This is a genomic window from Nitrospirota bacterium (assembly GCA_016178585.1).
GTDB lineage: Bacteria > Nitrospirota > Nitrospiria > JACQBW01 > JACQBW01 > JACOTA01.
In genome coordinates this window covers 1-22,999 of the sequence record JACOTA010000070.1, presented here as the reverse complement: position 1 = coordinate 22,999, position 22,999 = coordinate 1, and the positions used below count along the sequence as shown (strand labels likewise).

Annotated in this window: 22 protein-coding genes; 4 read left to right on the top strand and 18 right to left on the bottom strand. The window is 46.6% G+C overall.

Annotation, left to right across the window (positions count from 1 at the left end):
- Positions 1-7: 7 nt before the first annotated feature.
- The 5 genes from iscU to HYR79_11010 all read right to left on the bottom strand — a co-directional run bounded on the left by iscU (position 8) and on the right by HYR79_11010 (position 5,662).
- Complete coding sequence (iscU, locus tag HYR79_11030) at positions 8-418, bottom strand: Fe-S cluster assembly scaffold IscU (GenBank protein ID MBI1822231.1); 411 nt, start codon at positions 416-418, stop codon at positions 8-10.
- A 30-nt stretch (positions 419-448) separates the two neighbouring features.
- Positions 449-1,663: an IscS subfamily cysteine desulfurase gene (locus HYR79_11025; GenBank protein ID MBI1822230.1), complete on the bottom strand. Its 1,215-nt coding sequence runs from the start codon at positions 1,661-1,663 to the stop codon at positions 449-451.
- Positions 1,664-1,682: 19 nt separating this feature from the next.
- Positions 1,683-2,147: an Rrf2 family transcriptional regulator gene (locus HYR79_11020; GenBank protein MBI1822229.1), complete on the bottom strand. Its 465-nt coding sequence runs from the start codon at positions 2,145-2,147 to the stop codon at positions 1,683-1,685.
- Between the two features lie 232 nt (positions 2,148-2,379).
- Positions 2,380-3,858: an HD-GYP domain-containing protein gene (locus tag HYR79_11015; GenBank protein ID MBI1822228.1), complete on the bottom strand. Its 1,479-nt coding sequence runs from the start codon at positions 3,856-3,858 to the stop codon at positions 2,380-2,382.
- Positions 3,845-5,662, bottom strand: a complete 1,818-nt coding sequence (locus HYR79_11010) for a HEAT repeat domain-containing protein (protein ID MBI1822227.1) — start codon at positions 5,660-5,662, stop codon at positions 3,845-3,847. The genes HYR79_11015 and HYR79_11010 overlap by 14 nt, the downstream gene beginning before the upstream one ends.
- Positions 5,663-5,896: 234 nt before the next feature.
- Between HYR79_11010 and pyrF the strand changes: the two genes are divergently transcribed.
- From pyrF to HYR79_10990, 4 genes are all read left to right on the top strand, one after another.
- Positions 5,897-6,619 carry an orotidine-5'-phosphate decarboxylase gene (pyrF, locus tag HYR79_11005; GenBank protein ID MBI1822226.1) on the top strand — a complete coding sequence of 241 codons (723 nt, stop codon included), beginning with the start codon at positions 5,897-5,899 and terminating at the stop codon, positions 6,617-6,619.
- A gap of 8 nt (positions 6,620-6,627) precedes the next feature.
- Positions 6,628-8,058: an anthranilate synthase component I family protein gene (locus HYR79_11000; protein ID MBI1822225.1), complete on the top strand. Its 1,431-nt coding sequence runs from the start codon at positions 6,628-6,630 to the stop codon at positions 8,056-8,058.
- Positions 8,055-8,924: an aminotransferase class IV gene (locus HYR79_10995; GenBank protein ID MBI1822224.1), complete on the top strand. Its 870-nt coding sequence runs from the start codon at positions 8,055-8,057 to the stop codon at positions 8,922-8,924. The genes HYR79_11000 and HYR79_10995 overlap by 4 nt, the downstream gene beginning before the upstream one ends.
- Positions 8,925-9,046: 122 nt before the next feature.
- Entirely contained in the window at positions 9,047-10,486 is a 1,440-nt protein-coding gene (locus HYR79_10990; protein ID MBI1822223.1) for a diguanylate cyclase, read from the top strand.
- An 88-nt stretch (positions 10,487-10,574) separates the two neighbouring features.
- Here the strand turns inward: HYR79_10990 and HYR79_10985 are convergent, their stop codons facing one another.
- The 13 genes from HYR79_10985 to HYR79_10925 all read right to left on the bottom strand — a co-directional run bounded on the left by HYR79_10985 (position 10,575) and on the right by HYR79_10925 (position 22,765).
- Positions 10,575-11,816, bottom strand: coding sequence for an FAD-dependent oxidoreductase (locus HYR79_10985; protein MBI1822222.1), 1,242 nt, complete (start codon positions 11,814-11,816; stop codon positions 10,575-10,577).
- A 34-nt stretch (positions 11,817-11,850) separates the two neighbouring features.
- On the bottom strand, positions 11,851-12,540 hold the full coding sequence (locus tag HYR79_10980) for a universal stress protein (GenBank protein MBI1822221.1): 690 nt from the start codon (positions 12,538-12,540) through the stop codon (positions 11,851-11,853).
- Positions 12,541-12,639: 99 nt separating this feature from the next.
- On the bottom strand, positions 12,640-13,965 hold the full coding sequence (locus HYR79_10975; GenBank protein MBI1822220.1) for a cytochrome b N-terminal domain-containing protein: 1,326 nt from the start codon (positions 13,963-13,965) through the stop codon (positions 12,640-12,642).
- The gene (locus HYR79_10970) at positions 13,962-14,468 is read right to left on the bottom strand and encodes a ubiquinol-cytochrome c reductase iron-sulfur subunit (GenBank protein ID MBI1822219.1); all 507 of its coding nucleotides are present in this window, start codon (positions 14,466-14,468) and stop codon (positions 13,962-13,964) included. Before HYR79_10970 ends, HYR79_10975 begins: the two co-directional genes overlap by 4 nt.
- An 11-nt stretch (positions 14,469-14,479) precedes the next feature.
- Positions 14,480-15,103 (bottom strand): V-type ATP synthase subunit D, encoded by a 624-nt coding sequence (locus HYR79_10965; protein ID MBI1822218.1) that lies wholly within the window; start codon positions 15,101-15,103, stop codon positions 14,480-14,482.
- Positions 15,104-15,112: 9 nt separating this feature from the next.
- On the bottom strand, positions 15,113-16,549 hold the full coding sequence (locus HYR79_10960; GenBank protein MBI1822217.1) for a V-type ATP synthase subunit B: 1,437 nt from the start codon (positions 16,547-16,549) through the stop codon (positions 15,113-15,115).
- Complete coding sequence (locus tag HYR79_10955; protein MBI1822216.1) at positions 16,542-18,296, bottom strand: V-type ATP synthase subunit A; 1,755 nt, start codon at positions 18,294-18,296, stop codon at positions 16,542-16,544. Before HYR79_10955 ends, HYR79_10960 begins: the two co-directional genes overlap by 8 nt.
- On the bottom strand, positions 18,293-18,622 hold the full coding sequence (locus tag HYR79_10950; GenBank protein ID MBI1822215.1) for a V-type ATP synthase subunit F: 330 nt from the start codon (positions 18,620-18,622) through the stop codon (positions 18,293-18,295). Before HYR79_10950 ends, HYR79_10955 begins: the two co-directional genes overlap by 4 nt.
- 40 nt (positions 18,623-18,662) lie before the next feature.
- On the bottom strand, positions 18,663-19,709 hold the full coding sequence (locus tag HYR79_10945) for a V-type ATPase subunit (GenBank protein ID MBI1822214.1): 1,047 nt from the start codon (positions 19,707-19,709) through the stop codon (positions 18,663-18,665).
- Entirely contained in the window at positions 19,702-20,304 is a 603-nt protein-coding gene (locus HYR79_10940; GenBank protein MBI1822213.1) for a hypothetical protein, read from the bottom strand. Before HYR79_10940 ends, HYR79_10945 begins: the two co-directional genes overlap by 8 nt.
- A 9-nt stretch (positions 20,305-20,313) precedes the next feature.
- Positions 20,314-20,532 (bottom strand): ATPase, encoded by a 219-nt coding sequence (locus HYR79_10935; GenBank protein MBI1822212.1) that lies wholly within the window; start codon positions 20,530-20,532, stop codon positions 20,314-20,316.
- A 20-nt stretch (positions 20,533-20,552) separates the two neighbouring features.
- Entirely contained in the window at positions 20,553-22,415 is a 1,863-nt protein-coding gene (locus tag HYR79_10930) for a hypothetical protein (protein ID MBI1822211.1), read from the bottom strand.
- Positions 22,412-22,765, bottom strand: a complete 354-nt coding sequence (locus tag HYR79_10925) for a hypothetical protein (GenBank protein ID MBI1822210.1) — start codon at positions 22,763-22,765, stop codon at positions 22,412-22,414. Before HYR79_10925 ends, HYR79_10930 begins: the two co-directional genes overlap by 4 nt.
- Positions 22,766-22,999: the final 234 nt, after the last annotated feature.

The following is a 22,999-nucleotide window of genomic DNA, read 5'->3' as shown; positions in this document are numbered from 1 at the left end:
TCAAGGACTATTTTTTTTCTGCGCCGACCGATGCCTGCTCTTCCGCTTTTTTCTTATAGTCCGAAAGGGCCGCTTTAATGGCGTCTTCAGCCAAAACCGAACAATGGATTTTCACAGGAGGCAGATTAAGCTCGTTCACGATATCGGTATTTTTAATTTGCAACGCCTCATCAATCGTCTTTCCTTTGACCCATTCAGTCGCGAGGCTTGAACTGGCAATCGCGCTTCCACAGCCAAAGGTCTTAAAACGGGCATCTTCAATAACCCCTTCCTCATTGACTTTGATCTGCAGTTTCATGACATCACCGCATTCAGGAGCGCCAACAATCCCCGTTCCGATATTTTTATCCTTTTTATCAAAACTGCCGAGGTTTCTTGGGTTATTGTAATGATCGATGACCTTTTCGCTATAGGACATTTTAATTTCTCCTTTGTTTTGTATTCTTATCTAATGTTGGGTCCATTGTACTTTTGTTAAATCAACGCCCTCTAACGCCATTTCATAGAGGGGAGACATTTCCCGTAACCGTCTTACGGCCTCTATGGTTCTTTTTGCCACTTCATCCACTTCTTCTTCGGTGTTAAAACGTCCTATTCCAAAACGAATCGAGGAATGGGCTAAATCATGTCCCACGCCAAGCGCCCGCAACACATAAGAGGGTTCAAGGGTGGCCGTCGTACAGGCGGATCCCGAAGAAAGGGCGATCTTATTTAATCCCATGAGCAGAGATTCTCCTTCCACATAGGCGAAACTGATATTGAGGTTGTTAGGAATTCTCAGCGTGGGGTGTCCGTTTAAATGGACAAAATCGAGCGCTCCCATGATCCCATCCTGCAATTTATCTCTCAAACGTTTGATTCTGGCGGATTCTTCGGGCATGACCTCGTTGCAAATTTGACAGGCCTTGCCAAACCCGACAATCCCGGGAACATTCAAAGTCCCGGATCGCATCCCTCTTTCGTGCCCGCCCCCGTCCATCTGGGGAGCCAGCCGGACTCTCGGGTTTTTTCTTCTCACATATAAAGCGCCAACGCCTTTCGGACCGTAAATCTTATGGGCGGTAAAAGACATTAAATCAATTTTCATCGCTTCGACATCGACAGGGATTTTCCCAACGCCCTGAGTGGCATCACAATGGAAAATAATTCCCTTTTCTTTGGCTAATTTTCCGATTTCCGCAACCGGATTAATGGTGCCGATTTCATTATTGACCAGCATCACAGAAATCAAAATCGTCTTATCCGTAATCGCTTTTAGAATCTCTTCCGGATGAACAATACCCTGGGAATCGACGGGAACCAGCGTGACCTTCATGCCCGATTTTTCAAGACGCCGCACGGTATCAAGAACAGAGCGATGCTCAGTCGCAGAGCTGATGATATGGCCTCCCTTTTCACGGTACATTTCAGCGACGCCTTTTAAGGCAAGATTGTTTGATTCTGTGGCGCCGCTGGTAAAAATGATCTCTTTGGGGTCAGCATGAATCAGACTGGCAATATCATTTCTTGCATTCTCAACGGCTTTTTCGGCTTCCCATCCAAAAAGGTGATTCCGACTCGCGGCATTTCCGAATTTTTCCGTAAAATAAGGAATCATCGCCTCCAGTACCCTTGGGTCAACCGGGGTTGTCGAATGATTATCCATAAAAATCGGCGTTTTCAAATCCATTACCCGTTACTCCTTACTTGATTAAAGAATTAACAATGTTCGAATGGTTAGTATTGAAGGTTGCACCAAAGGTTTCCTGATGCATCTGATACAATGAAATGCCACTCAATAAATTAATGATACTCATTTGAATGACGCCCAGGGGGGTACGAATATTACAATTGGCCTTTTGAGAACAGGGGTTATCACGATCATGATAGCACTCGGCAATTCCAATCGGCCCCTCAATGGCCTGAATCACCTCTCCTACGGAAATTTCGGCCGGGTCTTTTGCTAAAATATACCCTCCCTTTGGCCCATTATGACTAATGACCAAACCTTTCTTTGCCAATTTCTGCAGAATTTTCGCGAGAAGTTCTAAAGGGATATTGTATTTTTCAGCAATCGTTTTGGTATTGACCACCTGATCATTTTCCATAAACGCGATATAATGCATGGCGATTAGGGCGTAATCTATTTTTTTTGATAACTTAAGCATGTAAACCCATCTGGCTAAATTTATATACGACCATTTTAGATTGAGACTTATCTGGTCGTATATAAATTTAGCATGTTCCCTTAATGGGTGTCAAGCCTTTTTTATTCGGTTATTGGAATATTTTTATTAATGAAATCAACCTTCTAAATTACGATTAAAAAGATCGGATAAAAGGGCTGTAGGTTTATCGGAGGGTCTTTTGAAAGGAGGTTAATTTTTGAAAGAATTGGGATTACAGAAAAAATCGGCTCACATCCACTTTATATTTGTGAGAATCAATCGTTCTCAGAATACTTCGTTTGAACTCTGAAGTTCCACCAATTGTTTCATTCAGGTCAATGATCTCTCCGTCGACTTCCTGCCCTGACGAATTGACAATAATCTTCACCTTCGGACGGTCCCCTTTGTCGGAATCAGGATGAATCTGAAAAACGACCGCAATTTCATGGGTGTTCAGCAGCACCAATGTTCCAATAGGGAATATTCCAACACAATTGACAAAAATTTTGAGTAAAACAGGATCGAAAGCCGTCCCACTCTTTTTCAGCATAAATTGAAGCGCTTTTTCAGGAGGTATCGGCGTACGGTTATAAACTCTGGCCGAGGTCATCGCGTCATAACAATCCGCGGTGGAAATGATCCTCCCGAAAAGGGAAATTTTGCGTTTCTTGGCCAGTTTCGGGTAACCTGAACTATCATAATTCATGTGATGTTCAAATGATCCATACATCACTTTTATGGTTAATTCGTTAAGCCCTTTGATCCTCATAATATTTCTAATCCCTAAAACAGGATGCCTTCGAATCACATTCCATTCTTCGTCATTAAAATCTGTCGGTTTATTCAAGAGATCAATAGGAACGTTGGCTTTCCCGATATCATGAAAAAGGCTTGCCATCCCCAGATTCGACAATTCAATCTTGTCATAACCCAGCCTTTGTCCAATTCCCAAACTTAAAACACAGACATTGACGGAATGATTGTAAGTGTATTCGTCATAACACCGAAGATTGGTTAATCCCAATAAAACAGATTCTTCCTGCAGAATCAAATCGACCATGGATTGAACCATTCTCTTCGTTTTCTTCAAACTCACGGCTTGATTTAATTTACAACTCTCCATCACCTGATTCACTGCCGAGACCGTATTAAAATAGGTTTTTTTTACAAACTCCCTGGTTCCTTTATTCACATTGAAAGAAAGATCGGCCCCTTTTTTTTCAATATATTCTTCAATTTTAATCGCTGTTAAACCGGCCTCGATAAGGGAGTCTTCCAGATCTTTAAAGGGCGTTTCGGTTTTTTTCAAATCGATTCCATTAAAAATGAAAACAAAAGTTTTTATATCCTGAGGCGTCGCCGTATTCAAAAACACGATTTTCCCGATGTTGCGTTTTAAAAGGGCATCGATAAAACTCGAAAACGAATTAAAAGTTTCAATATCCATTTTTAATTTTTCTTCATTCAGGAACAACGAGTCGGCTTCCCGGTTAATGGCGATCTCATCATCGATCGTAAATAAAAATTGAAAAGTTTTCATTAAATTGGAAATCGGAGTGTCAAAAGAGGAATTTTGGACCTGATGAATCAACGCCATTTTTAAAATGATATTAAACTGGCTTACCAACTGTTTCCCGTAGTTTAAAAATTCGGCGTCAACGGTTTTGGAATAATGGGATTCATTTGACAGAGTCTGGCTATTCGGATTCATTTTTTCTTTTTAACTCCCGTTTTTCATTGGCCCTTTGAATTTCAAATAACGCCCGGGCGGCAAAATCACTCACCGGCCTATAAGGGTGTTTTTTCGCTTCTGTCAGCAGGTTTACAGCCTTCGCGGTTTCTAAATGTTTTAAGGCATGAACCGCACAGATCGCTTTTTCTTCCTTTTTTTTTCTTTTGACAAAATACAAAAATGTCGGCTTTAAATAGCTTCCTAACAGGGGAATTAAATCATCATTTCCTAATTTGCCCAATGCGCTAAAGATTAAATGTTTTTCTTCCGGATCCCTGGAACTAAAATCTTCTTCTCCGATCATTTTTATTAAAACAGGCACCGCTTTAACATTTTTGTTTAATTGAACGACATGAATAACCTGTTTCCGGATCGCCAGGTCGTGATCATGTAAGAATTGGAGCATCATCTCCCTGGCGTTTTCTTTTTCATTTCCGATCATTAGCAGAGTGGCCACCACTTCTTTGCGAACTCTTTCATCGGGGTATTGAACCAGTTTTCTCAAAGAATCAATCGCCTGTTTGTTCCCGATCCGCCCGATGATCTGAACCAGGTTTCGGATGACGAACCATTCACCTCCCTGAAGCCGTTTAATGATCGGTCCAATATCTTTTTTTCCAAATTCGACAAGGATGTCGGACAATACTTTCCGCGTCTTCCTCGTTTTAGCCTTTCCTAGAATATTAATAATGGAAGGAACGGCCGAAAGGGTTAACATGCCTAAAAAATTTGCCAGAGCCGCTATATTTTTGTCATCCAGGCTGTTGATATGCTGTTCCAGATTCATCAAACATTCAGGCTTCGCGAGCGAATCAATGAACTCGTTTAAGATCGCCAATTGGTTTTCAGGCAAGGGCGGAATTTGCTCTTTTAACAAGACAAAGAGCCGGGTGATTTTTTCTACCTGGACAAAATCCCCCTGGTCCGAAAACTGAGTGATGTTCTTTGTCAAGGCCCCGATCATCTCTGAGAAAAACTGACTATCTTTTTCGACCTGAAGAACAGAATAAATAATTCCAATCATTTCCAGGATCAGGTCTTTGTCCCCCTCCTCTTTCATTTCTTGTTTTATTTTTTCGATCTCATCATCTGTCAACCTAAAAACCTGACTGAATTGAAGGCCTTTGGTTTCCACGCTGATCGAGGGACGGTGGCTTGCAGAGGCATCCGTTTGATCTTTTAACTCTTGCGAATCCTTTAATTCCGATTGGATAAGGTTCGTGAATCCCGCTTTAGCCTGTAGATCGGGGATCAGAGACGATTCATTCGAGTCCGAAAAGTAATCTTCAAGAATTTGAAACTTAATATGATGAAAATGCCGCTGCCACAGCAAGGTCACCAGGTCATCATCGGGATATTCCGCGTCATAGGTTTTCCCCAAGACCTCCAGAAGTTCTCTTGATTCCTCATCGGTCATCCCTTCTAATAAAGTCATCTGTCTAACACCGTCCACGAACAATTTAAAAGCCAGACTATCAAGCCGGTTCATATTTTCGTATATGACCTGATCATCATAAGACAGGGTATACTGTCCGACCGTCAAAACAGTCTCTCCGAAGTTTTTTAAATGGGTATCCAGCTGCGCGTAAAACTCTTTTAAGAACCGTTGGTGAACGGGATTATTGGGAAGGTAAATTTTTAAATTCTTGAGGGCTTTAACAAGGATTTTAAAAACCTCTCCGATAGATTTAACTGCCTGAGAAGAAAAATCCTCACCGTCATCACTGTCCTTCAAAACCGGCGTGGAAGGGTTTTTAGAATATTTATTCGGGTCAGCTGTCACATTATAAAATATAGGCGCAAACCCAAGAACAGCGATAGAAAGTTGTCATTGCGAGCGAAGCGAAGCAATCTCGCCATCGTGAACCGAGATCGCCACGCACCCTGCGGGCGCTCGCGATGACAGGCAAAACAAGGAGTTACAAATCCTATCGCTGTTCTTGGGCTTAAACAACATATTGACTTTAATGAGATTCATTGTATGATACCTTCGAGTTAAATCTAACGGCACCTATTCATGATTCCCAACGAAAAAATCATTTTAGCCCTTGATGTTGAATCCGGCGGCGAAGCCCTTGAATGGGTCGATCGATTAAAACCCTTTATCGAATGGTTTAAAATCGGAAGCCAGCTCTTTCTCGCGGAAGGTCCCCGGATCGTCGATCAAGTCCTTCGGAACGGGTCGAAAGTTTTTTTAGATTTGAAGTTCTACGATATTCCACATACCGTCGCAAAAGCCGGAATTGAAGCAACCCGGATGGGTGCCGGGATGTTCAATGTCCACGCCCTTGGAGGGGCCGAAATGATGAAAACCTGCATAGAATCTTCCCGTAATTTTGCGATTCAAAATAACCTCCCTCTCCCCAAAATCCTGGCCGTTACGCTCCTCACGAGCCATAGCAAAATCATGGTCGAAACAGAAATGGGTCTTCAGGGCCCCCTCGTATACCATTCAATTCGGCTCGCCAAGCTCGCAAAGGAATCGGGGATCGAAGGTGTCGTTACCTCGGCGCTTGAGCTCCCCCTCTTAAGGAAAGAGTTTGGAAAAGATTTTTCTTATGTGGTCCCCGGAATCCGGCCCGCATGGGCCGCCCATGACGATCAAAAAAGAGTCGTAACACCCGAAGAAGCCCTTGCTCATGGGGCCAGTTTCCTAGTCATCGGCAGACCTGTTCTGACCGCTGAAGATCCCGAGAAGGCCCTTCAGAGGATCATTCAGGAAATTTCTCCCACAGAATAGTCTTTACCATGGGATTTAAATTTAAGCCTATTGTAAAAGTGATCCCTTACGAATCCCCATTTTTCTGCTTTAAGAAAATCTTTCGTTCCCCGCCCGGGTTTCTTCTTGAAAGCGCGCGGGAAAATCCGATCACAGGACGTTACTCTTTTCTGGGTTCCGACCCCTATCTGACATTTAACGCCGGGAAAAACACGGTCGTCATCCAAAAAAAAGGAGGCCCGGCCAAAATTTTAAAAGGTAACCCCTTTTTATATCTAAAGCCGCTAATCGACCGTTTTAATTTTTCAAGACCACCGGGTCTTCCTCCCTTTTTCGGAGGAGCGGTCGGCTTTTTTGGGTATGAGATGGTCCGTTATTTTGAGCGGCTTCCTTTCCAACCCAGGGAAGGGATCGGTTTCCCCGACTGTTTTCTTCTCTTTGTCGATACCATCATCGTATTTGACCACCTGGAGAGAACCGGGAAAATTATTTATTGTCCTTCACCCGAAGATTTATTAGAAAAAGATTGGGAAAGTCTCGAAAAAACCGGTCAGGAGAAAGTCTTCTTGTATTTTGAAAGACTAAAAACTTCCCCGAAATGCCCCCGCGTTCCATGCTCCGCATTCCAGACTCCCGCCATTTCTCCGTCCATTTCAAAAGAGGCGTTTCAAGAGAATGTGCTTAAGTGTAAAGAATATATTCGTAACGGAGAGATTTTCCAGGCCAATTTGTCACAACGTTTTACCGTTTCTGAAGTCGGCGCCTCCCCTCTCTCTCTTTATGAAGTCCTGAAAAAAATTAACCCGGCTCCGTTTTCATCTTTTTTGGATGCCGGGGACTTTCAAATCGTGAGTTCTTCCCCGGAAAGGCTGGTCAATCTCTTTCAAGGACGGCTTAATACCCGCCCGATCGCGGGAACCCGGCCCCGGGGAAAAAATTCTCTTGAAGATGCCGGGCTGACGTCCGACCTGATCGCCAATGAAAAAGAAAGAGCGGAACATCTCATGCTTGTTGACCTGGAAAGAAACGATCTTGGAAGGGTCTGCGAATTTGGATCGGTTAAAGTCGATGAATTAATGGGCCTTGAAAGCTACTCTCATGTCATCCATATTGTTTCAAATATTACCGGTCAAATAAAAAAGGGAAAAGGATGGTATGACATTTTAAAGGCGGTTTTTCCGGGAGGGACCATTACCGGCGCGCCTAAAATCAGAGCCATGGAAATTATTGAAGAATTAGAAAAGGTCACCCGGGGGCCTTATACCGGCTCCCTGGGCTATATCAGTTTTTCGGGGGACCTCGATTTAAACATCCTTATCCGCACCCTTTTTCTCACTGACGGCAAGGGCTATATTCAAACCGGCGCCGGAATCGTCGCGGATTCCGATCCTGAAAAGGAATATGAAGAAACAATCCAAAAGGCCCGGGCCCTCTTTAACGCAATGGAGCTTAAAATTTGAATAAAAACCTCGTCATCTATTTCAACAACCGGTGGGTTCCTTTAAAATCCGCCCGCGTTTCTCCGATGGACCATGGATTTCTTTACGGCGACGGGGTCTTTGAAACCATCCGGTCATACCATGGGCGGCCTTTTAAATTAAAAGATCACTTAAAAAGGCTCGTTCATTCCTGCCGCAGGATCGGATTGCGGTTTCCCCAATCTCCAATAAAAATTCAAACAATTGTCGAAAAAACTCTGGCAAGAAACAAAATTAAAGACGGGATCATCCGTATCGCCTGTTCTCGAGGTCCGGGTGAAATTGGACTAGACCCTTCCCTATGTCCCCGTTCTACTTTTATGATCATGGCGTTTCCGTTTAACCCTCCCCCTGAATCTCTTTATTCAAAAGGGCTTGCCCTGAAAATTGTCAAAACCATCCGGAACCATCCAGGAGCGATTCCGAACGATATCAAATCTGCCAATTTTTTAAACAATATTCTGGCAAAAATGGAAGCCAAACAAAGCGGAGCAGATGAAGGGATTCTATTAAATGACAAGGGGCATATCGCCGAAGGAACCATCAGTAATGTTTTTTATATCAAACACGGGGTCTTGGTCACTCCTTCTTTAAAATCAGGGATTTTAGAAGGAATCACCCGTAACATCGTGATTGAAATTGCAAAAGAGATTGGCGTTCGAGTCATTGAAAAACTCGTCAAGCCAAAAGAGTTCTTGATGGCGGATGAATGTTTGATCACGAGTACCGGCTATGAAATCATGCCCGCCACAAAAGTGAATGGGAAAAAGATCGGAAACGGCAAACCTGGTCCATTAACAAAACTTTTGATGAATCTTTTCAAAGAGCATGTTAAATGTTCCTCCTGACTGTCATCCTGTATCGATCTTTACAGCATTGTAACTTCAACCTGAATCATAATTCCAAAAATCGGTTATACTTATAAAATGAACTGAAATAAGTAAAATATTTTTAAAGGAGATTTCTCATCATGTTAAACGTATTTTTGATGGGTGCCGGAGATAAGGGAACCCAATTATTAGACCAGTTCCTGAATCTTGATTGGGTGAAGGTGATAGGAATTTCCGATATTAAATCCTCTGCTCCAGGCCTGTTCGTTGCCGAGGAAAATGGCATTCCTGTTTTTATTGAAGATTCATTAGATTATTTGGAAAAACTGGATATCGATCTGGTTTTTGATCTTACAGAAGATCCCGCCATAGCATCCAATCTCTTGAATATGACAAACGGTAAATTCAACATTGCTACGGGCGAAACTGCCGCCCTTTTCATGAATTTGATTCGTCAGGAAAACAAACAAAAAGAGGAAATAAAGGAATCGCTTGAAGAACATCAGATTCTAGCCGAAGTCGCGCTTAAACTTTCCGAAGCTGAAACTTCCGACAATATATTCGAGACCATCGTAAACGGAGGAATGAATCTGGCAGGGGTTCCGGCGGCCTCTTTATCGATTTATAACGATTCAAAAGATGAATTATTTTTAGTCTACGCAAAGGGTTTTTCAACTGAATTCTATCAACATGCCATTGACCTGGTCCGGACAGGAGGTCTGACAGAACATGTTCTGTCCAAGAAAGAACCTTTTGTCGTGTCCAATGTGGAAGAGAACCCGTCCTTTAACAACTCCTTGTTAATAAAGGAAGGGGTAAAATCTCTTATCGGTGTTCCGTTAGCAGCCCAGGATGGTCCAATGGGGATCCTTTTTCTTGACGACTTTAAACCCCGTGAATTCTCGCAATCTTGCCTTGATATCTTAAAGCTTTTGGCCTCAAGAGCGACCTTAGCGATTCAAAAACAGCAAGCATTGGAAAAGTTAAAGACCCTCTCGATTCGCGATCCGCTAACCGGTTTGTATAATCGAAGATATTTTATGGAAATTCTTACTTTGGAAATCGACAGGGCTCTCCGGCTGAATCATCCTCTATCCGCAATTATTTTTGACATTGATCATTTCAAGAAGATTAATGACAAGTTCGGGCATTTGGCCGGCGATCGCGTCATTCAGAGCCTGGCCCGGTTATTTAAATCTTCTGTACGAAAATATGATACCTTTGCCAGGTTTGGTGGAGATGAATTTCTGATTCTTCTACCCGATGCGGATGGGACGGCCGCTATGAAACTTTGTGAAAGGCTGAAAAGCTCGATCTCGAATGCCAAACTTCTTCCGGATGACTCCGCGGTTACCTGTAGTTTTGGAATTCATACTTTGTCCGAATCTGAAACCAAAAAAACGACTCCCGATGAATTTCTTCACCATGCAGATACCGCGTTATATGAATCCAAACAAAATGGAAGAAATAAAATAAGTTTTTCTCCAAACAATAAATTAAAAGGATTAATCATTAAAGATCAGAAAAATCGCAGGCCTGGGATTACACGAATCATCCCAAGGAACTCTTCTGACAGGTAGAGGCAACCCCCCGTGGTTGCCCAGGGCAGGCACAGGGGCCTGCCCCTACGATGAAATGCAACAACATCTAATACGTTTGTATTAGTTCTTATTTTTCCAGCTTGGTAATCCCAAGCGTTTTTAAAATGGCTTTTTCAAAATAAGGCTCGCTGATCCCCTTTTTCATTTTATGCAAGAAATATTTCTCCAAAGCTATCTTGGCCAGATGCACCCATTTTCCCTTCTTGGTCCAGTTTAAATTGCGGGGCGCCATCTGCGGAAGAGCCACAAAGGCGATTCCTGTATCCCCCATATCCGCCAGACAGATCGCATTCCAGGTCGCAGTTGCCCTTTTCGGGTTATTTTCAATGTCCGCTTTAATATTATGAACAGCGGCCGCCACCATGGATTCGATCATATAGCCCGTCTTTGGCGCTCCGGTCGGAACAGGCGTCTGTTCCACGGGAGGAATGGCGACGCAAACCCCCGCGGCATAGATATTTTTATAGCCGGGATTGGCCTGATAAGGATCGATGTTCACAAACCCTTTTGGATTGCAAAGCCCCGATGTCCCGGCAACCGCGTCCACACCGGCAAATGGAGGGATAAACATCGAGTAACGGAAAGGGATCTCCTGTCCGCTTTCAAGGGTCAGGTTTCCGGGTTTGACCTCTTTAATTGAGGCATTCGTCACAAACTTGATGTCATGATCGGCAAACTCATCTTCCATCAGTCGTTTCGATTTGCCTACGCCTGCGAGACCCATATGACCGACATAAGGTTCCGGCGTCACAAAGGTGATTGGCACTTTTCGGCGCAGCCTCTTCTTTTTCAAATCAGCCGCAAAAATAAAGGCCATTTCATAAGCCGGACCGAAACAAGACGCTCCCTGCGCGGCTCCCACGACAATCGGCCCCGGATCTTTTAAAAATTCCTGATAGGCGCCCCAGGCCTGTTCAGCATGAGCGACTGTACAGATGGACTGCGTATATCCGCCGGGTCCCAACCCCGGAATCGCGCCAAAATTCAATTTAGGACCCGTAGCAATAATCAAATAATCATACGTTACGGGGCCTTTTGACGTCATCACCTGATTTTGCTTCGGATCGATTCCCTCTGCAGGCAACTGAATAAACTCTATCCCCTTTTTCCGAAGAACAGGCGCTAATGGAAAGGAGATCTCCTTACGCGTCCGCCAACCCACGGCCACCCAGGGATTGGAAGGCACAAAATGAAAATAATCAACATTAGAAATAACCGTTACGGAGTGCCGTTGACCTAGCATTTTCCGACATTCATAGGCCGCTGGAAGACCTCCGATTGAAGCGCCAATAATAACAACGCGGGCCATATTTTCCTCCTTCCCTATTCAAACTGTAATTAAACTATCTCCGGCCGGTATCGGCCCGCCCTTCCTTTTCAACCCTCTGCTTCATGTCAAAAGCCTCAGACTGCACACGAACCTTGCAGGCATCACAAATGATGTCATGAGAAGGCTGAGCGCATAAATGGCAAAAGGTTAAATTCTCCCCGGGCGGGACAAGCTCCTTTACCGTGTTTCTTTTCTCTTCAATCGTTTGTTTCTTTTCCCCTTTCTCTGCCCGCATGGTTTCCGCTTTAACCGTCAAAACAGGGCATTGAGCGCGTTGAATCACCCGTTCCGCAGTGCTCCCGAGTAAGATGTGGGCCAAACCCGTTCTCCCTCGGGTTCCCATGACCACCAGATCGGCCTGAACCTCCCTGGCCGCTTTAATAATCTCAATCGAAGGGACACCCGTGACGCAATACCCGTCGGCTTCAAGTCCGCTCTCTTTCAACCGGTTCACTCTTTGTTCGGTCATCTCAATGAGTTTCTGCCTCAACCCAAGGGGGTCTCCGGGAGGCATTAAAGAAGTATCCAATGCATAAACTGACGACTCGATGACATGCAAAAGGATGATTCGAGCCTTGAAATCTCTCGCGAGAGAACCAGCATACGCCATCGCCCTTTCAGAACACTCCGAAAAATCTGTAGGGACCAGTATCTTTTGTATGTTCAATTGAACACTTGCGCGATTGGTTGCGGAATTGGACATTTTGACCTCCTTCAATCTAACCCTCTAGTTTCAGGGTAGCGCAACAGACAAGCCTTTATCAAGAGTTTCAGTTACGCGTCAACACGATTGCAATAATATTTATCGGGCTTCTTTTTTTAGGCTCAGCATATACCGGGTTAAACTTTCCAATTCTGCCTCGCTTAACCGAACAGAGGGCATAAAAGAACCGGGAGAAAGACTTTGTGGGTCCTTAAAATGGGCCTCCAGCCAGGTCTTGTCCCGCTTATCCCCTTCATACGAAAGATCAGGTCCCACCTGAGCCCCTTCTCCCTGAATCCTGTGACAGCCGGCGCAGGCCAGTTTTGCATAAATCGCCTTCCCCCGGGCAATCGCCGGGTCGGCGACGACAATCGAAGCGGTCTCTTTCACGGCCAGTCCCAGCATCGTAAACACAAAAACAAGAAACAACCCGCCTAATATCATTGCCATCGGCCGTTTAACGGGAATCCGTTCCCACCGGCGTCCTAAAAAAGGAATCGCGAAAAATATTCCGAAAAAAAGGAGAGGAATGACAAAGGTCGCCACAATTTCAAAACGTCCCTCGAAATATTTCAGGAACTGGTAATAAAAAAGGTAGTACCACTCAGGAACAGGCCGGAAGGTGGTATCGGTGGGATCGGCGCGATCGGCCAGATGAGCCGGAACATTAGCCGCCAGAACCACCAGCACAATAAACATCACTCCCATCGCCACCGCATCCATGAAGACCTGCCTGGGATAAAAGGGCTCTGAAACGGCCTCTGCCTTTTTCTTATCCCAGGGGCCAGCCGCTCCAACTCGCCTTAAAATAAAGAGATGAAGCGCAATCATCATCACAACCAACCAGGGAAGAAAGAGCGTATGGACGGCAAAAAAACGGCTTAAGGTTAAAGCGCCCAGATCCCCCCCTCCTCTCAAGATCCGGGTCAAGGCTCCTCCGATCCACGGAACAGTCCCCACCAGGTTGATTCCGACCTGGGTGGCCCAGTAGGCTTTTTGATCCCAGGGCAGAAGGTATCCGGTAAATCCAAAAGACAACGTCAGGATCAGGAGAAAACCGCCGACCATCCACATCATTTCCCGGGGAGCTTTAAAAGCGCCATAGAGGAAAACCTGCAATATGTGAAGTCCGATCATGACCATCATCGCACTGGCTCCCCAATGATGGAGACCCCGTATAAAAGAACCGAAAGGAATCTCTTCTTGAATAAAGCGGACGCTCTCATAGGCATGATCCGGCGTGGGCGCATAATAAATAGCCAGAAACATTCCGGTCAGCGCCTGGAGGAGAAAAAGAAACAGGGTCACGCTTCCGAAGATATAGATCCAGCTGGCTCCGCCGGGGATTTTTTCATCCAGAAGATGATGGAGTACAGGAGGAAGATTTAATCGTTTGGAAATCCATGCCGATATCCGTTTCATCATATCTCCTCTTTTCGTGAAATCCCGGACTTAAACTCTTTATAAACCACATAGAGCCGGTCGCCCTCCACTTTAGCCGGAAGCGCATCAAGCGGTCTGGGAGCCGGGCCTCCCAAAACCTGGCCGTTCAAATCAAAAGAACTATTATGGCAGGGGCAGAGAAATTTCTTTTTTTGATCGTCCCAATGGTAACCGCATCCCAGGTGGGTGCAAATCGGCGAATAAACCACCACCTCCCCCTCAGGTTTACGAAACGCCCAAATCGATCTGACCGAGGCGGCTTTCATCCAGCCGCTGGAAACCGAACGAACGACTTCCAGCTCTTTAGGCTGATTCATCTCTAATTGAGTGACCGGCCCGACCTCCGACCAGGGTTCTTCCCGTTTTCGAAGGGCAGGAAGGATGGTGTATCCCAGAATGGGAACAGATAAAATCAGGGCAATGGATCCTGCAATCGCTGCAATGGCTTTTCCAAAAAAACTCCGGCGCGTCACTTCTTCAGGCATTTTATTCTCCTTTAGTCTTTCCATTTTCTCTTAAACCGTTTAATCCTGAAAATCTCCTCATGTTCCCTTTCTTCAAGGCTGTTCTTAATTTCACGGATGTAAGCCCTCACGGGGGGCAGAATTAATTCCTTCAAGGCATTGATCCTGCGGGTCACCTTTTTAATTTCCTGGCCAATCCGTTTGAGTTTCATCTCCACCGATACCGTCTTGAGAATAAGGTCGATGACTTCTTCGAACCCTTTGACCGTCTCGTCTAAATGGGGGGTGGTACTGGTCACTGAATAGCCCCTTGCCTCCACGGAACGAACTGCCGTCTGAAACTGGAGGTCCGGGAAACGCACCCCCCAGATATTTTTTTCCGACACTTCAAGCGCCAGATTTCGTTTGGACGCAAAAGCGGCAGAAGTCAGGGATTCTCTCCCAAAAACAGCCATTGAAAGCGTTAAGGCGTTTTGAGCCTTTTGCATCCCTTGACGAAGATTTTCTCTCGCTGTCATGGCCGACGCCGCCATCTTAAAAAACTCCTTCACCAGCGCTTCCCGCTTGCTTTCCAGCAGGCCAAGTCCCTTTTCAGTTGTCTGAACGCGCTGTTTCAGAAGAAGAAGGTTCAACCGTGTGGGGCTTGTTTTTTCCATCGCTTTTTTTTATCCCCGCGGCCGATCATATTTTTGGAGATGTTCCGGCTTGATCCGGGTCAACCTTTCTACCGGAATCCCCCTTAACAGTTCCCAGCTCAGGTCGAGTGTTTCCTTCAGGCCTCTCTTCTGATTCCCCTGATTGACAAACTTCGTCTCAAAGAGATTGGCAAAATCCAGAAGACGTTTATCGTCCCCGCTTAATCCTTCCTGCCCGACAATGGCTTCGACCTGCCTCAATTCCCTCCCTTGAGCATATAACGCATAAAGCTGATCGGCCACGCCGCGGTGATCCTCCCTTGTCCGTCCCTTTCCAATTCCGTGGTTCATCAGTCTGGAAAGACAGGGGAGAACATCAATGGGAGGATAAATCCCTTTCCGGTGCAGCTCTCTCGACAGGACAATTTGTCCCTCGGTGATATAACCGGTCAAATCAGGAATAGGATGGGTGATATCATCATCCGGCATCGTCAAGATCGGAATCTGCGTTACGGAACCTTTTTTTCCTTTGATCTGCCCGGCTCGCTCATACAATGCAGCCAGGTCGGTATACATATAACCCGGAAACCCCCGGCGGCCTGGGATTTCTTCGCGGGCCGTGGAAATTTCCCGAAGGGCCTCGCAGTAATGGGTCATATCCATCATAATGACCAGAACGTGGAAATCATGAACAAAAGCAAGGTACTCTGCCGCAGTCAACGCAAAACGGGGGGTTAACAAACGTTCGATGGTGGGATCATCAGCCAGATTTAAAAAGGCCACGGTATGGGACGTTGTCCCGCTTTCCTCAAACGCCTCGGTGAAAAACGCCGCTTCGCGGAATGGAATCCCCATCCCGGCAAACACGATGGCAAATCGACCGTCCGGGTCCTGCTCTTCGATTTTTTCTTCGCTCTGATCGAGGGGAGAGACAATTTCAGCCTGGCGGAGAATTTGGGCGGCAATTTCTTTTGCAGGAAGACCTGCTCCCGAAAAAATCGGGAGTTTCTGACCCCGTACCAGCGTATTAAGTTCATCAATGGCTGAAATACCGGTTTGAATAAAGCGGGAGGGCCTTTCCCGCGCCAGGGGATTGATCGGGCTTCCGATAATGGAAGTCTGCCTTTCCGGAATCACGGGCGGAAGGAGGTCGACGGGCGCTCCTGCCCCGTTAAATCGCCGCCCCAGGATATCGAGGGAAAGATCCATTCGCGCCGCCTTTCCGGTAAAACGGACACGGGTGTCGGAAAGACGCATTCCTGACGTCTCTTCCAAGACCTGAACAACGGTGTGCCGTTCGGAGAGTTCAATCACCTGCCCCCTCCTCTGCTCATTCCCTGGCATTAAAATTGAAACCATCTCCCCCAGGTGAGCGCCTCGAACCCCTTCCACAAATAAAAGGGGTCCGGAAATGGATCCCACAGACTGGTAATCTAATGTTAAAAGACCGGAAGATCGCTTATCCATGGACTGGCTCTTGTGTGATCCCCTCATCCATTAAATTGATCAAGGAAATTGCCCTGGGTTCAAATCCCTCAGAAGGCCACTCTTTCATCCGGATCAACTCTAAAACAAAAGGTTGATCGAGAACAACGTCAATGGCTGTTCCTTTTTGAACGGACGCCATTAAAAGCTGATAAAACCGATGGAGGACTTTTAGCATCCAGTATTGCTTTTCAAGCGGACAGTTGGCATCGCTCTGCGAAAAAGAGCTTTGACGGAGATAATCTTCCCTGATCAGCCGGCTAATTTCCAGAATGGCTCTCTGCCCTTCCTGGAGCGCATCCTTTCCAACCAGTTGAGCCACTTCTAAAAGCTCTTCTTCCTGCTGAAGGACTTCCATTAACCAGGCGCGTAGTTCAGACCAATCAGAAGCCACTTGTTGCCGAAACCAGGGATCAAGCAGATCGGTATAAAGGGAGTAACTTCGTTTCCAATTAATGGCCGGAAAGTGTCTGCGATGAGCGAGGTCGGAATCGAGCGACCATATGCCGCCCGCGATCCTCATTGAACTCTGGGAAACCGGTTCGGAAAAATCCCCTCCGGGCGGAGAAATGGCGGACACGATGGTCACCGATCCAACCCGCTCCTCCCGGCCAAGACAGGCCACCCGGCCTCCTCTTTCATAATAATGACTCAACCGGGTGGAAAGATAGGTTGGATAACCTTCTTCCCCCGGCATTTCCTCCAGCCGGGATGAAATCTCCCGAAGCGCCTCAGCCCAGCGGGACGTGCTGTCCGCCATCAAAGCGACGTGATATCCCATATCCCGGTAGTATTCGGCAGCCGTAATTCCCGTAAAAATAGAAGCTTCCCGTGCCGCAACCGGCATATTAGAGGTATTGATAATAAGAATCGTCCTCTCCATTAACGGCCGGCCGGTTTGCGGATCCTGAAGATTTGGAAACTCGGATAAGACGTCGGTCATCTCATTGCCCCGCTCGCCGCATCCGATATAAACGATGATCTCTGCCCGGGCGTATTTTGCCAGGCTTTGCTCTGCCACCGTTTTCCCTGTCCCAAATCCTCCCGGCATAATAGCCGTCCCTCCCAGGGCGATCGGAAACACCATATCAAATATCCGCTGGCCGGTAATGAAGGGAAGGTTCGGGAGGAGCTTCTTTTTAAAGGGGCGCGGGGATCTCACCGGCCACCTCTGCATGAGGCTGATTTCTATACCGCCGTCCAAGACCGCTATTGTCTCCTGAACCGTAAACTCTCCGGCCCGAATCTCTTTTATTTTTCCAGACCGTCCGGGCGGAACCATGATCCGGTGAATGATCCGGTCGGTTTCCTGAACCGTTCCGAGGAGGTCTCCCCCATAAACCCCTGCTCCGGGTTTCACGGAGGGAACAAACCGCCATTTCATCGACCGGGAAAGGGCCGGAACAGCAAATCCCCTCGAAATAAAATCTCCCTGTTTCTCAAGCAACGCCGTTAAAGGCCTCTGAACACCGTCAAAAATAGAAGAAATCAAACCGGGACCCAGTTCAGCCATCAGAGGCTCTCCCAGGTCTTCGACTTCTTCTCCCAAAGAGAGCCCGATCGTATCTTCATAAACCTGAATCGTCGCCCGATCCCTTTCCAACCGGATGACCTCACCCAGGAGCTTCAAAGTCCCGACGGTCACCCGATGGTAGATCCCTGCGCTTTTCATTCCGGATGCGACGATGGTCGGTCCTGACACTTTGACGATCTTGCCTTTAGTTTTCATCGTTTAATTTTAATTTGGTAACCCATTACGTTTTGCATTAACCGGGAGAGATATTCTTCCTTTTTCTCTCCTTCCCGCCATGATTGAATATGGGGGACCGGAACACATACCGGCTGAAAATTTTCTTCAACCTTTTTCCGAGTCCCTTCGGAAAAATAAGGAAGAAACTCCTCGCTAATCACCACAATACCCGGCAGCTTTCTCTCTAATAAACCCTTCAGAAGGCCTTCGGCTTCAAGGGCGTCTTGAGCCGAAAAAGTTTCGATCCCGGCTAACCGAAATCCTAAAGCCATTTCCGGGTTTGTCAGAGCCGCAATCCAGGCCACCTTTTACCTTCCTCTGTAGCGTCGCCCCGTCGGGTCGTCGCTAAACCACCAACAACGACCGAATATCAGAATCATACATCCCGTAAGACTTTGTCCTGAATATCATTCGAAGATTAACCACCTCAAAATATTTTTGTAAAAAATATCCTGCGATTAAACCAAATCCAAGGGGGTCGTCTACCCCCATTTTTCTGGCCCGCCGAAGAATGAACCGGTTTAAACCGATTTCTAACCGGAGGGCCGGGAAGAGCTCTCCCTCCGGTTTTATCCCGGCGACAACGCCGGAATAAGGTGTTTTTTTGATCATTTCAATGGCGTCGTTTAAATCTTGCGCACGGGCTACCTTTTGAAAAACCTTTAGAATCACGTGATTTCCCCCCCGAATAAAATAATCGGCGGGGTCGGAGGCCGCGAATCCTCCTTCACGAAAAACTTTAAATGCCGTCAGAAGATTTAATTTGTCAACCATAAGACCCGCCAGCTGGTGAAACAGGCTCGCATCCTGTCCGCCATTTGTTATTTTTTTGAAGACCTCCTCGAAGATAAATCGATCCAGGGAGAGTTCCAGGAGATCCAGCCTCTTAAGGTCAGGTTGATTTTTTAAAGCTATGTTCAAAGGTTTGGCATAGGGAGAACGCCAGGCAACCAGCCTATCGACCATTCCTTGCACCGACGGCTGACGAACCAACTCCCGGAGAGCCGATGGGTTTAAAGACCCTATGGGCAGGAGGATTGAAAAAATTTCCTGTTCTCCAAAATGATTGGTTTTGCCTCTGAGGATTGCCTTAAGGTTCTCCCCCTCCCACCACGCCGTTAAACCCTGGAGATACGCCTTTGGACGCCCATCGGTCATTTGGTGAATCTTGTTGACCGTCCGCGCCCACTCCTCCCGGATACCCGCCTCCAGCCGGCTCAAGGACGGTCTATCCGAAGAATCCCCCAGAACCTTTTCATAAACCGTCTTTCCAAGAACTCCCCTGGCGGAGATGAGGTCAGGAAGGCTCATCAGTTCCCCGTAAACTCGAGGGTCCAACAATTCCGATCTTAGAAACCGGATGCGGGCATTGAGATAAGCGTAATCATCCATTTTTTTTAAAAAGCAGGCTCTGAAGATCGGTGATCAGTTCCGTTCGGATTTTTTCAACCCGGGAAGGATAGCTGTTAACCACCGTCACTTTTTCCTCCTCCAACGCCAATTTAAAACCATAGCGAAGATCGGGATCTTTCACCTTTTCATAAGGAATCCCCTTTTCCTTAAAAACAGCTTCGAGGCCTTTAGATCCGTCCTCTGGAAGAAAAGCTTTTAAAGAAGCGCTTCGAGTCTCCTGCAATGCCTCTTCCATCCTTTTTTTCCAAAAGATCCGGAGTCGTTCCTCTCCGGCCGTCTCGTTTAACCAGGTTTGTAAACATTCTTCAGCCCTTTCAAATACGCGCTTCAAGATTTCATGTTTGGCCTCTAAAATAATCCGGCGGCTTTCCAGACGGGCCTCATTTAAAATTTTGGCCCGGGTCAAAAGGATTTCCTTCTGAATTTCCCTTCGTTTTTCCTGTTCAAAATGGCCGGCTTTTTCTTTGGCCTTCAGGAAAAGGGCCTGGGATTCCAGACGTCCTTTTTCAACAATTTCCTCGCTTTTCCGTTTTCCCTCTTTCAAAAGGGTTTCAATCAAAACCTGATAGCCCAACGACAAGCCTTATTTTAAGGTATAAATAATAAGAATGGCTATCGTAAAGCCAAAAATCACCAGGGTCTCCGGAATCACCAGCAAAATTAAAACGGTTACAAAGGATTCAGGTTTTTCCAAAATCGCTCCAATCGCTGCAGCTCCAATTTTTGCCTGGGCAATGGCTGTTCCAAGCGCCGCAAGTCCAATGGCCAATCCTGCCCCAATGGCAATAAGTCCCGCCTCCATAGATCCTCCTTATCTGATCGCTACAGTTTTTTAAACGGCCGATACTCACGGCCTCCCGGTTGGAAAAAATTCTCAAAAAACTCAACATAGTGGAGTCTGAGAGACTGAATCATCGGAGAAAAGACCCCAAACAAAAAATTAATCAGATGAAGAAAAAATCCGATAAAAATCCCGGCAACGATGTTGCCGGGCAATCGGCCAAGCGTATTGGCCGCAAACGCTAACGCGGCTGAAGCCACGCCGATTCCCATTAAACGGAGATAGGAGAGGACACTGACCAGGCTATGAAGTTCCATGAGGGAACGGGCTCCCCCTAAAACAAAAATTGCAAAGAACATGACCAGGACTGTCGCCCCGCCGGCAAGCGAAAAAGCGGAGCTTAACAGACCCGCCGCCCCCGCAAGGGTCAGGAGAACGGAAACAAAAAAGATCATACTACATCCCTTAATCATCAACTTCCGGAAATCCCCATATCGAAATGCGGTAATTAACCCCAAAATCATTCCAAGAAACATCTGAAACAAACCGATTCCAAGCGTCACTTTAATCAAAGAAATAAATTCCTCCATCCGGTTGATCAAAAGAGGGTGGATCCCCGCCGGTTTTCCCAACTCTCCAAAAAACTCTCCATAGAGAACGCCAAAGAGAATAGACGAAAGGGAGGCCAGAATAAAAACGAGCGAAAGATCCCGGATGAGCGGGTTGCCCGCCCACCGCTTCCTGCTGTAAAGAGAAAGGGCAAGCAACAATCCGCCGTATCCAATGTCTCCAAGGATGATTCCGTAGAAAAGGGGAAAGAAAAAAGCCAAATAAGGGGTTGGATCTATCGATCCATATCGGGGAAGAGCCACTAATCTGGTCAACAATTCAAAGGATCTTACCGGAGGGGGATTGCTCAAGGCAACAGGAACGTTCCTGAGCTCTTCTTTTGGAATAACTAACCGCTCAACGACCACCCGTTCGGAAAAAATTCCGGTTAATCGTTGAACAACCCCGGAAACCCTGCTCTCCGGAACCCAGCCGAAGACCAGGAAGGCAGTCTGGGTATGATAAAAGAAGAAGGCCGATTCCAGCTGAGCCAGTTGATTTTCAACGCTTCTTTCATATTGGACTAACCGGTCCCGCCATTGAAGAGAAAGCCGGTGAAGGGATTCACGGAGTTCCCGGAGCCGGCAAGGAAGTTCTAAACGTTTCCTCAGAAGAATTTTAAGAGCCTGACCGACGGGCTGATTGATCAAGGAAGCGGGGAGCTTAAGCTCTGAAATATTCTTCTGCCATAGGGAAGCTCTAACGGTCCCCGACAATTCGCGCGGAATAACCAGGAGGCCAGCCACTGTTTTCGGATCCACCCGGGAGAAAAATAATTCATAACGTCCGGCGGTTAATTCAGACAGAATCTGCCGAATGGCGTGGATGGATGACCCGGTTTCCGCCTCCAGAACCAATCCAATGAAATCCAGTTCGAGATTCTCTTTGTCTTTGATCTGGTGAAGCAGCGGCGCCAGGGCCTCAAGGACACGCTCGTATTTCAAAAGAAGGCCCTGCTCCTCTTCGCTCTCCCTGACCTGTTCCAGAACCTTTTCCACCTGCCGGCGAAGGGATTCAATGATCAAAGGTTGATTTTCAGTGATGGAGGATTCAGTTGATTCAATCACCGGCAAGGAAACAATAAGATGATTTAATTCCTTTTTGAGATTTTCGAGGCCGGCTTTTTTCTTCTGGTTCTCCGGATCGAGAGAAATCCTGGCCAAACCGGAAACTCCCCCAGTTTGGACAGGAGAAAACTCGAGGTGGACATCGCCAAGCTCCTGAAGATGACGAGTCACCTCCTCCAAAAGAGCAAGAGGGCCGACGATCCTCAATTTGGCCATCCCAAGGATCATTTATGAAGATCCTCGGAGAGATCTGGATAGATCCCCCTGAGAACATGTTTCGAACCCTCCTCAATCTTCGAACCAACCTGTTCCCTTAAATCTTGCGCCTCTACTTTCGCCGCTAAAAAGATTAAAGCGGCTTCCTTTTCCCCTTCTGATTTCTCATTTTGAAGCCATCGCTCGCACTCCGCTTTTATACTTTCGCCCCGTTTCCGGAAAAGCTGATCGGCTTCTTCTTTGGCCTTTCTAACCTTTTCCCCGGTCTCCGCTTGAGCCCGCTGAATCGTTTCTTCCAACTCCGCTTCAACTTCCTGGATTTTCTTTAGAATTGCAGTTTCATCGAAACCTTTGGCATCCATCTATTCCTCAATCCCATCCATCGGCTGAAATTTGAAAAGCGTCTGCTTATCCTATTCCGGGAGATTTAACAAGTCAAGAGGGGGACCCAAGACGGGTGTGAGACAAATTTATGGGTAAACTTCTCACCCGGTTGCCCGATTTCCCCAAAACTCCTCCCACCGGCCGCTGATCTGGCAGCAGCGCAGGGCGATAATCGCATTGGCGCCTTTGACGGTCCATCTCATTCCTGACTG

What these genes read in the sequence shown, in the direction of transcription:
- HYR79_11015 (MBI1822228.1), bottom strand. Translation starts at nt 3,858, where the DNA reads ATGAATCCGAATAGCCAGACTCTGTCAAATGAATCCCATTATTCCAAA.
- HYR79_10970 (MBI1822219.1), bottom strand. Translation starts at nt 14,468, where the DNA reads ATGCCTGAAGAAGTGACGCGCCGGAGTTTTTTTGGAAAAGCCATTGCA.
- HYR79_10930 (MBI1822211.1), bottom strand. Translation starts at nt 22,415, where the DNA reads ATGATCCTTGGGATGGCCAAATTGAGGATCGTCGGCCCTCTTGCTCTT.
- HYR79_10985 (MBI1822222.1), bottom strand. Translation starts at nt 11,816, where the DNA reads ATGGCCCGCGTTGTTATTATTGGCGCTTCAATCGGAGGTCTTCCAGCG.
- HYR79_10955 (MBI1822216.1), bottom strand. Translation starts at nt 18,296, where the DNA reads ATGAAAACTAAAGGCAAGATCGTCAAAGTGTCAGGACCGACCATCGTC.
- HYR79_10980 (MBI1822221.1), bottom strand. Translation starts at nt 12,540, where the DNA reads ATGTCCAATTCCGCAACCAATCGCGCAAGTGTTCAATTGAACATACAA.
- HYR79_10935 (MBI1822212.1), bottom strand. Translation starts at nt 20,532, where the DNA reads ATGGAGGCGGGACTTATTGCCATTGGGGCAGGATTGGCCATTGGACTT.
- pyrF (MBI1822226.1), top strand. Translation starts at nt 5,897, where the DNA reads ATGATTCCCAACGAAAAAATCATTTTAGCCCTTGATGTTGAATCCGGC.
- HYR79_10965 (MBI1822218.1), bottom strand. Translation starts at nt 15,103, where the DNA reads ATGGAAAAAACAAGCCCCACACGGTTGAACCTTCTTCTTCTGAAACAG.
- HYR79_10990 (MBI1822223.1), top strand. Translation starts at nt 9,047, where the DNA reads ATGTTAAACGTATTTTTGATGGGTGCCGGAGATAAGGGAACCCAATTA.
- HYR79_11000 (MBI1822225.1), top strand. Translation starts at nt 6,628, where the DNA reads ATGGGATTTAAATTTAAGCCTATTGTAAAAGTGATCCCTTACGAATCC.
- HYR79_10925 (MBI1822210.1), bottom strand. Translation starts at nt 22,765, where the DNA reads ATGGATGCCAAAGGTTTCGATGAAACTGCAATTCTAAAGAAAATCCAG.
- iscU (MBI1822231.1), bottom strand. Translation starts at nt 418, where the DNA reads ATGTCCTATAGCGAAAAGGTCATCGATCATTACAATAACCCAAGAAAC.
- HYR79_11020 (MBI1822229.1), bottom strand. Translation starts at nt 2,147, where the DNA reads ATGCTTAAGTTATCAAAAAAAATAGATTACGCCCTAATCGCCATGCAT.
- HYR79_10975 (MBI1822220.1), bottom strand. Translation starts at nt 13,965, where the DNA reads ATGATGAAACGGATATCGGCATGGATTTCCAAACGATTAAATCTTCCT.
- HYR79_10960 (MBI1822217.1), bottom strand. Translation starts at nt 16,549, where the DNA reads ATGGATAAGCGATCTTCCGGTCTTTTAACATTAGATTACCAGTCTGTG.
- HYR79_10945 (MBI1822214.1), bottom strand. Translation starts at nt 19,709, where the DNA reads ATGGATGATTACGCTTATCTCAATGCCCGCATCCGGTTTCTAAGATCG.